Source organism: Streptomyces sp. NPDC031474, assembly GCF_055581185.1.
This window is the reverse complement of record NZ_JBVIJX010000006.1, coordinates 436,105-449,996: the sequence shown is the minus strand read 5'-3', so window position 1 is coordinate 449,996 and position 13,892 is coordinate 436,105. Positions and strand designations below refer to the sequence as shown.

The following is a 13,892-nucleotide window of genomic DNA, read 5'->3' as shown; positions in this document are numbered from 1 at the left end:
TGCGAGGGGACTTCGGTGGAGATTACTAAGCGGTAACTTATGCAGTCCGTCTGAGAGTACCCCTTATTGTGCGTCGCACTGTAGCGGGGTGCGGAGTGATCTGAGTCGCTGAGGGTTGCCTCAGGGGCGGGTCTGGATTCGGCCGTAAACCGGCCGTGTTATTCGTACCAAATTGGTACATTTATGACTAATTTATATCCGTGCTCTACGGGATCGTCGCTGCCGCCACCGCCCTGCTCCTCTCCGCCGTCCTCGCCGCGCTGCTGCGCGTGCCCGCTCTGCGCCTCGGGCTGCTCGACCGGCGGCAGCGGCAGCGACGGGTTCCGCTGTTCGGGGGCGCCGCCGTCGTGCTCGCCACCTGTCTCGTCGCGGTCGCCGGGGACTGGACGGGCATCGCGCCGCTCGGGGACGGCATCGAGGTGCTGCTCGTCGCCGGGGGCGCCGTCGCCGCGCTCGGGCTGATCGCCGACGTGTGGCGGCTCAAGGTGCCCTTCCTCGTCCTCGGGACGGCGGTCGCGGCGGCCTTCGTGGTGCCGTACGGCGACACCGGTGTGGTCTCCGGGATGGTGGGCGTCGGCTGGATCACCTTCGGCGCGCTGGCCTTCAGGGCGCTCGACCACGCCGACGGGGTGGCCGGGACCGTCGGGGTCGTCACCGCCTTCGGAGTCGCCGCGTGCGTCGCCGTCGAGGTGATGGACGGGCTTGTGGTGCTGCTGAGCGTGCTCGCCGCCGCGCTGACCGGGTTCCTCATGCACAACTGGCCTCCCGCGCGCGTGGCGCTCGGCGCGTGCGGGTCGCTCTTCACGGGGTTCCTGCTCGCCGCGGCGGCCGTCGTCGCCCGCGCGGGGCACGATCCGCTCGTCGGCACGGGGGTGCTGTTCGCGCTCACCGCGGTCGCCGGGGCCGACGTCGTCCTGGTGGCGGCGTCGCGACGGCTGGCCGGACGGCCCCTGCTGCGCGGCGCGCCCGACCATCTCGCCCACCGGCTGCGGCGGCTCGGGCTCACCGCCCAGGGGGTGACCGTGCTGCTCGGCCTCGCGGCCTTCTCGGCCGTGCTCGTCGGGGTGCTGGTGCACGCGGGGTGGGCGGACGTGCGGGCGGTGTGGTGGGTGGCGGGCGTGGCGCTCGTCGTCGTGATCGGGCTGCTGCGGGTCTCGGTGTACGGGCCGCCACGCGCGCGTGGCACTCGCCGACCCCGGCCCGGCTCCAGATCCGCTTCCCGGTCCGCTTCCCCGTCCGCATCCCGGCCCGGGTTCCGATCCGCCTCCTCGTCCGGCTCCCCGTCCGGTCCCGCGTCCGCCACCTCCGCCACCCGGGCCGGCGCCGGCATCCGTTCTTCCGTCCGCCTTTCCGCCCGGTCGGCCGCGCGGTCGGTCGCCCGGTCCGCGGGCCGGGCGACCGACCGGTCCGTCGCTCCTCCCAGCCCCTCCAGCGATCGCTTCGATGCCCGGCGGGCTCCGGTGTATGCGCCTCGGCGTCAACCCGAGTCCGATGACCGTCCCCCTCGGGCCGAGATTCGGCGGACCGGTGGTTCCGTGTCCTCGCAGGTCAACGCGGGATTGCGTGTAAGGAACGGATAAGAGTTGAGTGGGTACGACTCAGGTCTGTTGACCCAGTGGCGAGCCTCGTGCACACTTGAGTCCGTTCCACTCAAGTCAGCTGGAGGAAGATCACCATGGCACGTGCGGTCGGCATCGACCTGGGCACAACCAACTCCGTCGTCAGCGTTCTGGAGGGCGGCGAGCCCACCGTCATCACCAACGCCGAGGGTGCCAGGACCACGCCGTCCGTCGTCGCCTTCGCGAAGAACGGTGAGGTGCTCGTCGGCGAGGTCGCCAAGCGCCAGGCGGTGACCAACGTGGACCGGACCATCCGTTCCGTGAAGCGTCACATGGGCACCGACTGGAAGATCGAGCTCGACGGGAAGCCCTTCAACCCGCAGCAGATCTCCGCGTTCATCCTGCAGAAGCTCAAGCGGGATGCCGAGGCCTACCTGGGCGAGAAGGTGACCGACGCGGTCATCACCGTCCCGGCCTACTTCAACGACTCCGAGCGTCAGGCGACGAAGGAAGCCGGCGAGATCGCCGGTCTCAACGTCCTGCGCATCGTCAACGAGCCCACCGCCGCCGCCCTCGCGTACGGCCTCGACAAGGACGACCAGACGATCCTCGTCTTCGACCTCGGCGGCGGCACCTTCGACGTGTCCCTCCTGGAGATCGGTGACGGCGTCGTCGAGGTGAAGGCCACCAACGGCGACAACCACCTCGGTGGTGACGACTGGGACCAGCGTGTCGTCGACTACCTGGTGCAGCAGTTCAAGGCCGGCCACGGCGTGGACCTCGCCAAGGACAAGATGGCGCTGCAGCGTCTGCGCGAGGCCGCCGAGAAGGCGAAGATCGAGCTGTCCTCGTCCACCGAGACCTCGATCAACCTCCCCTACATCACGGCGTCCGCCGAGGGCCCGCTGCACCTGGACGAGAAGCTCACCCGCGCCCAGTTCCAGCAGCTGACGGCCGACCTGCTGGAGCGCTGCAAGACGCCGTTCCACAACGTCATCAAGGACGCCGGCATCAACCTCTCCGAGATCGACCACGTCGTTCTCGTCGGCGGTTCGACCCGGATGCCCGCCGTCGCCGAGCTCGTCAAGGAGCTGACCGGCGGTCAGGACGCCAACAAGGGCGTCAACCCGGACGAGGTCGTCGCCATCGGCGCGGCGCTCCAGGCCGGTGTCCTCAAGGGCGAGGTCAAGGACGTCCTGCTCCTCGACGTGACCCCGCTGTCCCTCGGCATCGAGACCAAGGGCGGCATCATGACCAAGCTGATCGAGCGCAACACGACGATCCCGACGAAGCGTTCGGAGATCTTCACGACGGCCGAGGACAACCAGCCGTCCGTTCAGATCCAGGTCTACCAGGGTGAGCGCGAGATCGCGGCCTACAACAAGAAGCTCGGCATGTTCGAGCTGACCGGTCTGCCGCCGGCCCCGCGTGGCGTCCCGCAGATCGAGGTCGCCTTCGACATCGACGCCAACGGCATCATGCACGTGACCGCGAAGGACCTGGGCACGGGCAAGGAGCAGAAGATGACCGTCACCGGCGGCTCCTCGCTGCCGAAGGACGAGGTCGACCGCATGCGCCAGGAGGCCGAGCAGTACGCGGACGAGGACCACCGCCGCCGCGAGGCCGCCGAGGCCCGCAACCAGGGCGAGCAGCTCGTCTACCAGACGGAGAAGTTCCTCAAGGACAACGAGGACAAGGTCCCCGGCGAGGTCAAGACCGAGGTCGAGGCCGCCGTCGAGGAGCTGAAGGCCGCGCTCAAGGGCGAGGACACCGCGGAGATCCGCACGGCCACCGAGAAGGTCGCCGCGGTCTCCCAGAAGGTCGGCCAGGCCATGTACGCCGACGCGGGCGCCCAGGCCGCCGGTGGCGCGTCCGCCGGCGCCGAGGCCCCCAAGGCCGACGACGACGTCGTGGACGCCGAGATCGTGGACGACGAGCGCAAGGACGGTGCCGCGTGACGGAGGAGACCCCGGGCTTCGAGGAGAAGCCCGACGTCCCCTCCGGCGCCACCCCTGAAGACGCCGAGCCGAAGGCCGCCCCCTCCTCCGCCTCGGCGGAGGGGGCGGCCCCGGCCGGGGACGCGAACCAGACAGCCGGTCTGGTGGCCCAGCTGGACCAGGTGCGCACCGCGCTCGGCGAGCGCACCGCGGACCTCCAGCGCCTCCAGGCCGAGTACCAGAACTACCGCCGTCGGGTCGAGCGCGACCGGATCGCGGTCAAGGAGATCGCCATCGCGAACCTCCTGACCGAGCTCCTGCCCGTGCTCGACGACATCGGCCGCGCGCGCGAACACGGCGAACTCCTCGGCGGCTTCAAGTCCGTCGCGGAATCGCTGGAGACCGTGGCCGCCAAGATGGGCCTGCAGCAGTTCGGCAAGGAGGGCGAGCCCTTCGACCCGACGATCCACGAGGCCCTGATGCACTCGTACGCGCCCGACGTCACCGAGACGACGTGCGTGGCGATTCTGCAGCCTGGGTATCGAATCGGCGAGCGAACCATCCGCCCCGCGCGGGTGGCCGTGGCCGAACCGCAGCCCGGCGCGCAGCCCACGAAGGCCGACGAGGCCGAGACGGCGGCGGCGGACGACAAGGAGAGCGGTGGCCCGGACGAGGGCTGAGCTTGACGCGATCGTTGCGGCGATCGTCGTGACTACACGAGAGGAGGGACGTCGAGGGTGAGCACCAAGGACTTCATTGAGAAGGACTTCTACAAGGTCCTCGGCGTCCCCAAGGACGCCACCGAGGCCGAGATCAAGAAGGCGTACCGGAAACTCGCCCGCGAGTACCACCCGGACGCCAACAAGGGCAACGCCAAGGCGGAGGAGCGCTTCAAGGAGATCTCCGAGGCGAACGACATCCTCGGTGACCCCAAGAAGCGCAAGGAGTACGACGAGGCACGCGCCCTCTTCGGCAACGGCGGCTTCCGCCCGGGCCCCGGAGCGGGCGGCGGCTCCTTCAACTTCGACCTGGGCGACCTCTTCGGAGGCGGCGCCCAGACCGGCGGGGCCTCCGGCGGCTTCGGCGGCGGCATCGGGGACGTCTTCGGCGGCCTGTTCAACCGCGGCGGCCCGGGCACGACCCGTACCCAGCCCCGGCGCGGCCAGGACATCGACACCGAGGTCACCCTCACCTTCACGGAAGCCATCGAGGGTGCGACGGTCCCGCTGCGCATGTCCTCGCAGGCCCCCTGCAAGGCGTGCTCCGGCACGGGCGACAAGAACGGCACGCCGCGGGTGTGCCCGACATGTGTCGGCACCGGCCAGGTCGCGCGGGGCTCCGGCGGCGGCTTCTCCCTCACCGACCCCTGCCCCGACTGCAAGGGCCGCGGCCTCATCGCCGAGCATCCCTGCCTGGACTGCAAGGGCAGCGGGCGCGCCAAGTCCTCCAGGACCATGCAGGTCCGCATCCCGGCCGGGGTGACGGACGGGCAGCGCATCCGCCTGCGTGGCAAGGGCGCACCCGGCGAGCGGGGCGGCCCGTCCGGCGACCTCTACGTCGTCGTACACGTCGACCCCCACCCGGTGTTCGGCCGCAAGGACGACAACCTGACGGTGACCGTGCCGGTGACGTTCACGGAGGCGGCCCTCGGCGGCGAGGTCAAGGTGCCGACGCTCGGTGGACCGTCCCTGACCCTGAAACTGCCGCCCGGCACGCCCAACGGCCGTACCATGCGGGCGCGGGGCAAGGGCGCGGTCCGCAAGGACGGCACCCGCGGCGACCTGCTGGTCACCGTGGAGGTGAGTGTCCCGAAGGACCTGTCGGGGAAGGCTCGTGACGCGCTGGAGGCGTATCGCGAGGCGACCGCGGGCGAGGACCCGCGGGAGGAGCTGTTCGAGGCCGCGAAGGGAGCCTGAGAGTGATGGACGGCCGTCGGCGCAGTGACAGTTTTCGTGGGCCGTATGAACTGACCGAGGAGACCCCGGTCTACGTCATCTCGGTGGCGGCCCAGCTCTCCGGCCTGCACCCGCAGACGCTGCGCCAGTACGACCGCCTGGGCCTCGTCTCCCCCGACCGCACCGCCGGCCGGGGCCGACGTTACTCGGCCCGCGACATCGAACTGCTCCGCACGGTGCAGGCGCTGTCCCAGGACGAGGGCATCAACCTGGCCGGCATCAAGCGGATCATCGAACTGGAGAACCAGGTGGCCGCCCTGCAGTCCCGGGTGGCCGAGATGGAGGCCGCGCTGGACGGCGCGGCCGCGGCGATGCAGCAGCGCGAGGCGGCGGTGCACGCGTCGTACCGACGGGACCTGGTGCCGTACCAGGAGGTACAGCAGACCAGCGCGTTGGTGGTGTGGCGGCCGAAGCGGCAGCAGTCGTCGGACTGATGCGCACCGACTGAGGTGTACCGACTGAGGTGTATATGGGAAGGGGCCCGGAGTTTCGACTCCGGGCCCCTTCGCTGTTGTTCACGGCCGGTCAGTCGCCCATGCCGACGGTCGGGGTCGGGGTCGGGGGTTCGTGGGCGGGCGGCTGTTGCTGCGGTTGCCGGGCGGGGGCCGCCGGTCGGGTCGTAGCGCCTTGGGGCATGCCCAGCTGCCAGAGGTGGGAGCCGGGGACGGAGGGGGTGGGGACCGGGGCGGTCGCTGTCTCCTTGACTTGGCTCTGTTCTGGGCGACGCCAGCGTTCAGGGACGGTCGAGGTCCGTCGTACGGCGCTCTCGTCGCCGGCCGCTGCCGCCGCGACGGCGCGGGCGCGCAGGGCGCTCTGGCGGGCGATCGGAGAGAAGCCGGGGGCCGCGTTGCCGGTCTCGGACGGCAGACCGCGCACGCCCATCCGGTTCAGCTCGCCCTGGATTCCCGTCTCCGGGGCGAATACCTCGCGCGGGAGCTGCCAGGAGGCCGCGCCGTCCACGTCGACGCGGTGTTCGTGGCCGTCCACGGCGAAGGTGAGGCCGTAGCCGATGTACTGGTCGTCCCTGTCGAACAGCAGGTCCCCGGAGATCTCGCCGCCCCGGTCGCGCACCTCGTTCGCGAGGTCCTGGAGGGCGGGCGGGAGCGGGTTGGTGCGGCCGAGGCTGGTGACGTAGCCGTCGCCGCGGGCCACGTGCCGCTCCTTGGTGTCCTGGTCGGCGTAGGGGACCTGGAAGCGGGTGACGCCCTGGTCGTCCTGGTAGGTTTCGATCGCGCCGACGCGGGCCTCGACGAAGGACAGCCGCTTCTCGCCGTTCTCGCCGTGCCCGTACTTCTCCTGCATCGCCGGGAACTGGACCTGGTGCTGGAGTGCCGGTGGCGGCTTCGAGCCGATGATCGTGACGTGGGCCTCGCGGTTCTGGATCAGGATGATCTCCGCGTTGGCGACGGCGGTTCCGCCCGAACCCACGACGATCCACTCCTTGGCGGCGTGGGCGTCGAAACGGCTCTCGGCGACCTCGTCGCCCAGCAGCGCCCGCCCCGGCGCGGCCTCACGTGCCGACTCCCATTTCCGGGTCGAGTCGAGGGCGGTGAAGCAGTTGCCCATGCGGGTGGCGGCGTCGGGCTCCAGACCGGCCGTGAGGGCGTCCCTGAGTGCCGAGGACGCGGGGGAGTTCAGGGCGTCGAGCACGGTACGGGTGTCCGCGCCGCCCCGCTCGGCCTGCGTCAGCCAGGCGCGCATCGCGCCCGCACCGGCCGTCCCCTGCCCCTCCAGCTCCCGGAGCCGGTCGCCGATCAGCCGTACGGCTTCGGCGCGGCTCTCCACGGCGAAGTCGCCGCGCGGCATGCCCGGTACGACCTCCGGGGTCAGACCGGTGGCGATGCTGGGCGTGCCGTCGCAGGCCACCCAGAGGGGAGTCGCGCTCTCCTTGCCATCCTCGCCCAACGGACGTACTTCGGCGAGGAGTTCGCCGTTCCGGCCGAGGCGCAGCCGGGCGTGGCCGTTCACCAGGTCGCCCTGGGTGGCGAGTTGGTCCTCCCAGACGCGGACGGCGTGGATGGAGATGCGGTGTCTGGGATCCTCGACCGCCGCGTACGGGTCGACGCCCATCCACTGGGCGAGATCGCGGTCCTGGTCGGCGGACTGGACGATGCCGGCACCGGGGTCCAGGTGCCACCGGCCGACGCCGTCGATGAGCAGCGCGTCCGGACTGCGTCCGGTGAGGCTTGCTCCGCCGCCGATGACTACTTGGCGCAACGGGAACCGCCCGGCCGCGAGCTGCCCCGCCAGCGACTGCACGGTGCGCTGACTGACCTGGGCGCGGTACTCCGCCCACTGCGCGGCGGCGGGTGCCAACTGGTCGCGGGGGAGGGGGAGACCGTTCTGGTCGTAGCCGGGGAGGGGCATGGTGACGTCACGCCGGCCGATGAACGCCTCGACCTGCCGTTGGGCACGGAGGGCCGCGTCGCGGGATGCCTGGAGGGCGGTGGCGTCGGCCGGGGGGAGTTGTTCTATGGGGCGGGCGAGGGCGTCGACGAGGCTGTCGGCGTCGTAGGAGAGGAATTCCGCGGATGCGAAGAGTCGTATCTGAGCTGCCCTGAATTCAGCGTTGTAGGTGTCCGGCTCCGTGATGGCGGCCGTTGGACGCATACCGCATTGGTCCAGTAGCGCGGAGAGTTCGGCACGGGACTCGGCCCTTTGCTGCTCCGGGAATTCCAGATCGGAGGCTCGGGCGGCAAGCCAGTTGAGTTCGCCGATGACACCGTGGTCCTGGCTCGACAGCTCACGTCGGTCACCGATTTCGGCCCCTTGGTCCAACAGACTCTCGCGCACCGGTGCCAATCCCTGGCCGGAGCGGTCGCGTACGGCGATGAGTTCCCCGATCTCATGGGCGAGGACCCGAGTCAGCTGCTCGACCGGGAGACGGTCGGATATCTGGACGATGTAGTGGTCCGACGTCGTGTTCGCCGCCGTGCCGGCGATCACGCCCGTCTCCATGGGAATGGCATCCACCAGGAAGTTCGCTGAACTGCCCTGTGCGTCCACCAGGACGAAGCGCAGGTCCTCCGTCTCGAGCCGGTCGAACGAACCGAACCGCTCTCCCAGGACGACGGACGCCACGGCGCTCAGTTCACGTTCGGCCGTTGCGATCAACCGTGACTGCTGAGCCTGCATCTGTGCGTCGGTGACCGCCCCGTCCACGTGATGTTCCTCCCCCGTGCCTTCACCTGTGAAATCGTCGAACAGCCCTTAGGATCATGTCATGTTGACAGCACGCTCATCGTCCGAAGCGCATCTGTACATGGACCTTCACGCCTGTGAGTGCGGATCCGGCGACTTCGAGCGCCGACACCGCCTGGAACAGCACGGTGATGACATCGTGGCGGTGTACGAGGGCGATTGTCGGCAGTGCGGAACGACCCGGCGATTCACCTTTCGCATGGCGGAGGAGACCCCGCCTCCTCCGCCCGCGTTCGGCGGTGCGGAACCGTCGAAGATCATCGATCCGGGGGAATTCGCCGATGTCGCCTTCCGGATCTCCGAGTCTGCGGGTGTGGAGCTCCTCAACACGCCCGAGTCGGAGCACCACAAGCTGCGCAAAGCCGTCGCCTATGCCGTTGCGGCGTTCGAAGAGATTCCCAAGTTCATTCCGCCCGGCGAGGACGCTGTTCCGGCCACCGCTTTCACCTCCGAAGCGGGTAAGGCCCGCTATGCGCGTGAACCGCGCAAATTCGAGCGCAAGATTATCGAGATGAACATCAAGAGGGCTCGTGCGGTTCTGGCCGACATCGACGAGGTCAGCGCGCCCTGAGGTGGCGCAGGAGGTCGGCGAGGGTTTCCTGGGTGGTGGACAGGATGACGTCCGGGGTGTCGCTCTCGCGGAGGCGGATCGTTCCGTCGGGGGTGGGGGCGAGGTAGAGGCACTCGCCCTCCGGGCCTCTGCTGAAGGTCGACTTCTGCCAGGCGAGCTCCCGTCCCCAAGGCCCCGCCAAGGGATTCGTCGTCGGTGAGGCGATCACCGGGCCCAAGCGGGGCTGAATCCGAAGCGGAAGTCCAGGCGGAAGTCGAAGCCGTTCAGCCCAGTTGTTCTGTTGTGCCGTCCGGGTGGATCAGGAGGCGGATCGCGCCGCCGTAGCGGTTGTCGGTGATCGTGGCCGGGGTGGGGGCTCCGAGTTGTTGGGCTCGCTGCTGGAGGATCGACAGGACCACGTCCTGGATGTCGCCGTAGGGCGGGGCGGTGACCGGGACGCCGTCGATCAGGCCGGCGTTGGGGGAGAAGACGTGCACCTGGGCGTCCGCCGTGGCGGGAGGCGAAGGCGGCGGCGTCGGTTCGGTCATCGGGGGTCTCGGTTCCTTCTCGCTCGGGTCCGGCACGGGTCCGGCTCAGGCGCTCTTCGCCTCGTCCTGATCGGGGACGTCCGCGGTGACGTCCATGGCGACGTCCACGGTGCGAGCGTACGTGCCGCGGGCGAGGCGTTGCAGGCGGCCCGACTTGACCAGCGCGGACAGGACGTTACTGATCGTTTTCGACGGGTCGCCGTAGATGCCGGGCGGGAGTGCGCGCAGGACGTCGCGGGCGGAGAAAGGGCCGGGAAACGTTGACACGGCTGTTTCCACGGCAGCTCGGATGCTGGGGGCGGCCGCGTGAGCCGGGAGGGGGGTGGACTGGCGGGCGGTGCCTGCGGTCGTTCCCCCGGAAGGGGTAGTCGGGTGCGGGAGGCGTGCCCGGATGCCCTGGAGCGCGGCGCGGATCGGCTCCAGGAGGACCTCGTCGCCGTCCGAGGTCGCGGCCAGCATGGTCGCCACCTTCTCGATGTTGGCGAGGGAGGAGGCCAGTTCGCGCAGCAGCGGTTCCAGGAAGTCGCGGCGCAGGGCCGCCACCGGGTCGGTGGTGGCGAGTTCGACGGAGACCGAGCCCGTCAGGGCGCGGAAGGGGCTGCCGGTGCCGGTGGCGGGGGCGGTGGCGGTGGTGGGTGCGGTGGGACCGGAGGAGCGCCGGCCGGCGTCCTCGGGGGGCGGGGCCAGTGCCTCCACCGCCTTGCGTACGGCGCGGAGGTTCTCCGGCAGCTCCGGGGCGATGTCGCCGCCGGGCACGCTCGCCAGCATCGTGACCAGCTGCTCGAGGCTGTCGAGCGTGGGCAGGGCGGAGCGGACCAGGGGGGCCAGCAGAGCCTGTCGTACGGCCTGGGCGGGATCCTCGTACGAGAAGGCGATCCGCTGCCCGGACTCGGCCGCTGCCATGTCCTCGCTCCTGCTTTCCGGGTGTGCGTGCGGGTGGGGATGTCTGTCGCTGTGGGGTGACTGTGCGGCGGTGTGCTCGTGCAACTGCCTCGGTATCGCGGGCAACTGCCGCTGGTAGGAGGCTAGTTGATCCTGACGGGCGTCGAACGCGTCGAGGACCTGCTCCAGTTCGGGCAGGCCTCGCTCGGCGGCGTGCCGGGCGGCGGCGTCGGTGGTGCGGGAGCGCAGCCGGAGCAGTCGGCGGGAGGTGTCGCCCGAGCCGGTGCCGGAGCTCGTGCCGGTGCCGGTGCCGGTTGCGGAGGCGGGGCCGTCCGTGGGGTGGGTGGGCAAATTGCCGTTCGGGTCGCCGATGGCGAGGGCGCGGCGGATCCAGCGGCGGTCTTCCAGCGTGGTCGCGGCCGCGTAGCCGTAGGGCTCGGCGTGGGCGACGGCGTCCTGGAGGCATTCCGCCCACAACGGGCAGGAAGCGCACAGGTCGCGGGCGGTGCGCAGCAGGACCAGGTGCTGGTGGCGCTGTTCGGGTGAGGTGTGGGGAGAGCTGTCCGGGATGTCCGTCGACGCCTCCAGCAGCGGGTGCTGGAAGACGTCCGGTCGGCGCTGGCAGGGCAGGGCGGCGTCGGGTATGTGGGCACCCGCCGTCGACCCTCGTACCGGCCCGCGCGCAGGGCGCGCGTGCAGCACCGTATGGCTGGCCATACGCATGTGTGTTGTCCCCCGTGGTGATCCGTGATCGGAGGGGACTCTAGAACGACCCGTCAACCAGGTGCAACGCATCTGCAAAGCATGTGCCGATCTGGCACAGTGACGAGACGAAAAGTTCACACGAGCCTCAACTGTCCGTCGGGTCAGTGGCTTTGCGCGGCCGCAGGCGGCCCAGTGCCCGGCGGGAACGGGCCACAACCGCTTTCGCGGTGCTTCCGCGCAGCGCCAGGACCGCGATCACAGCGAGGAAACCGACCGGTACGCCTGCTTCTGGCAGGAACATCCCGACGACGGACGCGATGACGAGGATCACATCCGCGAGGAGCACAGTGACGCCGCGTCGGCCCGGATGATCCTTCACCATCCACGCGCCGAGGAGTGCCATGCCGGCGAGGGCCCAGTAGCCGAAGGCGGCCTGGCCGGTGACGGTCGCACTGGTGGACGCGCGGACGGAGTCCCCCACCGCGGAGAAGTAGCCGGTGAACGCGGCGGAGAGGATGGTCGAGCCGAGGCCCAGGAGGAGCTGCGCGCGCCGGCGGAGCAGCCAGACCACCGCGCCGACGAGGATCAGGGCGCAGACCGTGACGAAGCCGGAGCCGCTCTCGGAGGCTATGGCGAAGAGGGTGTAGGCGGCGGCGAGGCCGAAGACGATCCGCGGAAGGAGCTTGACCGCCCAGGGGTCGTTCTCGTCCTGGTGGAGGAGACGGCGGAGGCCGGGTAGCGGGGCGGTGGGGCGCTGTGCTCCGGGGGTGCTCTGTTGGGGCTTTTGGGCCGTCTTCGGCTTCGGCCGAGGCTTGGGGATCTGCTTCTTGCTCGCCTTCGCGCTCATCCCAGTCCCGGTCCTGTTGTCTGTTTCTGGAGGTCGGGCGTCGGCGGTGCCGTCGAGGCGGCGCCCGGGCCCGACGATCCGGTTTCGATGAGGACCGGCTTGGGAGTGAAACCGACCTGCCACAACGGGACGGCGGCAGAGGGTGCGGGTGCGTCCTGCTCTGCCTGTTCCGCCTTCCCCTCCTGTTGCGTCTGTTCTGCCTCGGCCGCCTTACCGGTCGTCTGCTCTGCCTTCTTCTCGGCCGCGCGTTCGCTGCGTTCGGCCGTCACCGAAGCGAACTCCGACTCCAGGGCGGCCTTGCGGGCCGTGGGGTCCTGGTCCGGGTACGTCTTGGGGTCGACGTAGTGCGCTTTGGTCGGATCGTTGTACTGAAGCTGCGCACGCGCGGCGTCGGTGCCGACCTCGGCCCGCGTCTCCTTCGGCCACGGCTGCGGAGCCTCGTAGGCGAAGTGGATGTTGTCCAGACCGACGTTCTCGTTGGGGTGGAGGGTGGGGAGCTCGCGGTTGTAGAGGATCGAGCGGGTGTCGGCGTACTGGGCGAAGACGACGACGGGGCCCTTCGCTGCGGCGGCATAGGTCTCGGAGAGGTCGCCCCAGCACTGACGCGTCCAGTCCGTGGTGAAGCCCTCCTGGCTGCCGCCGAGTGCATCGAGCACCTCCGTCTCCCAGAGGTGCATTTCGTTCAGTCTGCGCCCTGCCGCCGAGGTTTCGAGCGTCTGGGCCGAGCCCGGCTGCTGCACGTTCTGCAGCTTGGCCCAAGCTTCTGCGATGTACCGGTTGTCCAGCCAGCCCTTCGGCGCGCGTTCGTCCTCGATGCCGAACGACCAGAAGGCGCTCGTGGGGCTGGTGCCTTCCGGGGGCTGCACGCCCTGTGCGTCCTTGGTCAGGGTCTCGATGTACTCCTTGACGTGCAGGCCCTGTGCCGCGGCTTCGTCACGCAAGCGGTCGGCGATCGCTTCGGCGCCCTCCAGCGTTCTCGCCTCTGCGGTGCGGATTGCCTCCTCCTGCGCCAGACGGATAGCGAGCAGCTCGACGTCCTGGGGTATGTGTGGTGCGCTCACAGCTCTCCGATCTCAACAGGTTGCGGATAGAACTTCACGGTCATGTTCGCCGCACCTGCATAGCGTCCTTGGGCGGTTCCCGAGGCCAGAGCGATCACCATGACGGCCAGCGGACCAGCGCCTTCTCGAGGCATCCAATAGGCCAGCCGGTAGGGGTTCTTCCGCGTGAGCCGGAATTCGCGTGAGCCCAGGGGGTGCGTGCCGAGCGACTCGGGAAAGTCGTCAGCCTCCCAGGTCCCTTCCCAGCTCGGCTCCCCCAGCGCGGAGCAGGCGGCCGTCAGGTACACGGGCCAGGCACGATCCGCCGCCTCCAGAACGGCGGGGTTGTCCGCGGCGGTCTCCGCGCCGGCTCCCCAGACCCAGTGACTGACGCTGTCCACAGGAGCCCAGCTGCCGCCGGAGGCGTTGAGGACGAACTCTCCCCCTGTGTCGGTCCGTACCTGAAGCACCCGTTCGAAGCTCAGCGGAGTCCATCCGAACTGGGCGCACCACATGTCCAGGCCCTGGCCCGGGAGGGGCGGGCCGGACCAGATGGTCGGCCAGTCCACGTCGGTCAGTCCGCGTAGCTCGGTGACCAGCTCCTGCGGGGTGCGGTCCTGAGGTCCAGAAGTGAGGCCCATGATCAGTCTCTCGTCTCGGTCGTCGGC

13 protein-coding genes are annotated in these 13,892 nt (G+C 70.0%); 6 read left to right on the top strand and 7 right to left on the bottom strand.

Going from position 1 to position 13,892, the window contains the following annotated elements; translation table 11 throughout:
- Positions 1-200 precede the first annotated feature (200 nt).
- The 5 genes from ACZ5SK_RS15095 (at position 201) to ACZ5SK_RS15075 (ending at position 5,885) form a co-directional block, all read left to right on the top strand.
- Entirely contained in the window at positions 201-1,580 is a 1,380-nt protein-coding gene (locus ACZ5SK_RS15095; protein ID WP_468576094.1) for an MraY family glycosyltransferase, read from the top strand.
- 95 nt (positions 1,581-1,675) lie between these two features.
- On the top strand, positions 1,676-3,517 hold the full coding sequence (dnaK, locus tag ACZ5SK_RS15090; RefSeq protein WP_334578425.1) for a molecular chaperone DnaK: 1,842 nt from the start codon (positions 1,676-1,678) through the stop codon (positions 3,515-3,517).
- On the top strand, positions 3,514-4,176 hold the full coding sequence (grpE, locus tag ACZ5SK_RS15085; RefSeq protein ID WP_079660945.1) for a nucleotide exchange factor GrpE: 663 nt from the start codon (positions 3,514-3,516) through the stop codon (positions 4,174-4,176). Before dnaK ends, grpE begins: the two co-directional genes overlap by 4 nt.
- A 57-nt stretch (positions 4,177-4,233) precedes the next feature.
- Positions 4,234-5,412: a molecular chaperone DnaJ gene (dnaJ, locus tag ACZ5SK_RS15080; protein ID WP_079660944.1), complete on the top strand. Its 1,179-nt coding sequence runs from the start codon at positions 4,234-4,236 to the stop codon at positions 5,410-5,412.
- Positions 5,413-5,417: 5 nt separating this feature from the next.
- Positions 5,418-5,885, top strand: a complete 468-nt coding sequence (locus ACZ5SK_RS15075; protein ID WP_079664907.1) for a heat shock protein transcriptional repressor HspR — start codon at positions 5,418-5,420, stop codon at positions 5,883-5,885.
- 91 nt (positions 5,886-5,976) lie between these two features.
- Here ACZ5SK_RS15075 and ACZ5SK_RS15070 read toward each other — a convergent pair whose 3' ends face one another.
- Positions 5,977-8,613 carry a hypothetical protein gene (locus ACZ5SK_RS15070; RefSeq protein WP_334578424.1) on the bottom strand — a complete coding sequence of 879 codons (2,637 nt, stop codon included), beginning with the start codon at positions 8,611-8,613 and terminating at the stop codon, positions 5,977-5,979.
- 61 nt (positions 8,614-8,674) lie between these two features.
- Here ACZ5SK_RS15070 and ACZ5SK_RS15065 point away from each other — a divergent pair, with 61 nt between their 5' ends.
- Positions 8,675-9,223, top strand: a complete 549-nt coding sequence (locus ACZ5SK_RS15065) for a hypothetical protein (protein WP_334578423.1) — start codon at positions 8,675-8,677, stop codon at positions 9,221-9,223.
- Here the strand turns inward: ACZ5SK_RS15065 and ACZ5SK_RS15060 are convergent.
- From ACZ5SK_RS15060 to ACZ5SK_RS15035, 6 genes are all read right to left on the bottom strand, one after another.
- On the bottom strand, positions 9,210-9,404 hold the full coding sequence (locus ACZ5SK_RS15060; protein WP_334578422.1) for a DUF397 domain-containing protein: 195 nt from the start codon (positions 9,402-9,404) through the stop codon (positions 9,210-9,212). The two genes, ACZ5SK_RS15065 and ACZ5SK_RS15060, sit on opposite strands and share 14 nt — an antisense overlap.
- Positions 9,405-9,486: 82 nt before the next feature.
- Entirely contained in the window at positions 9,487-9,750 is a 264-nt protein-coding gene (locus ACZ5SK_RS15055) for a hypothetical protein (protein WP_334578421.1), read from the bottom strand.
- A gap of 45 nt (positions 9,751-9,795) precedes the next feature.
- Positions 9,796-11,349, bottom strand: a complete 1,554-nt coding sequence (locus ACZ5SK_RS15050) for a WhiB family transcriptional regulator (protein WP_468416836.1) — start codon at positions 11,347-11,349, stop codon at positions 9,796-9,798.
- A gap of 133 nt (positions 11,350-11,482) precedes the next feature.
- Positions 11,483-12,184 (bottom strand): hypothetical protein, encoded by a 702-nt coding sequence (locus tag ACZ5SK_RS15045; RefSeq protein WP_468576092.1) that lies wholly within the window; start codon positions 12,182-12,184, stop codon positions 11,483-11,485.
- Positions 12,181-13,245: a hypothetical protein gene (locus tag ACZ5SK_RS15040; RefSeq protein WP_468416840.1), complete on the bottom strand. Its 1,065-nt coding sequence runs from the start codon at positions 13,243-13,245 to the stop codon at positions 12,181-12,183. Before ACZ5SK_RS15040 ends, ACZ5SK_RS15045 begins: the two co-directional genes overlap by 4 nt.
- Positions 13,242-13,865: a hypothetical protein gene (locus ACZ5SK_RS15035; protein WP_468416842.1), complete on the bottom strand. Its 624-nt coding sequence runs from the start codon at positions 13,863-13,865 to the stop codon at positions 13,242-13,244. Before ACZ5SK_RS15035 ends, ACZ5SK_RS15040 begins: the two co-directional genes overlap by 4 nt.
- Positions 13,866-13,892 lie beyond the last annotated feature (27 nt).

Excerpts from the sequence above, each read along its gene's own strand:
- dnaK (WP_334578425.1), top strand. The coding sequence starts at position 1,676 with ATGGCACGTGCGGTCGGCATCGACCTGGGCACAACCAACTCCGTCGTC.
- ACZ5SK_RS15075 (WP_079664907.1), top strand. The coding sequence starts at position 5,418 with ATGGACGGCCGTCGGCGCAGTGACAGTTTTCGTGGGCCGTATGAACTG.
- ACZ5SK_RS15065 (WP_334578423.1), top strand. The coding sequence starts at position 8,675 with ATGTTGACAGCACGCTCATCGTCCGAAGCGCATCTGTACATGGACCTT.
- ACZ5SK_RS15055 (WP_334578421.1), bottom strand. The coding sequence starts at position 9,750 with ATGACCGAACCGACGCCGCCGCCTTCGCCTCCCGCCACGGCGGACGCC.
- ACZ5SK_RS15050 (WP_468416836.1), bottom strand. The coding sequence starts at position 11,349 with ATGGCCAGCCATACGGTGCTGCACGCGCGCCCTGCGCGCGGGCCGGTA.
- ACZ5SK_RS15045 (WP_468576092.1), bottom strand. The coding sequence starts at position 12,184 with ATGAGCGCGAAGGCGAGCAAGAAGCAGATCCCCAAGCCTCGGCCGAAG.
- ACZ5SK_RS15035 (WP_468416842.1), bottom strand. The coding sequence starts at position 13,865 with ATGGGCCTCACTTCTGGACCTCAGGACCGCACCCCGCAGGAGCTGGTC.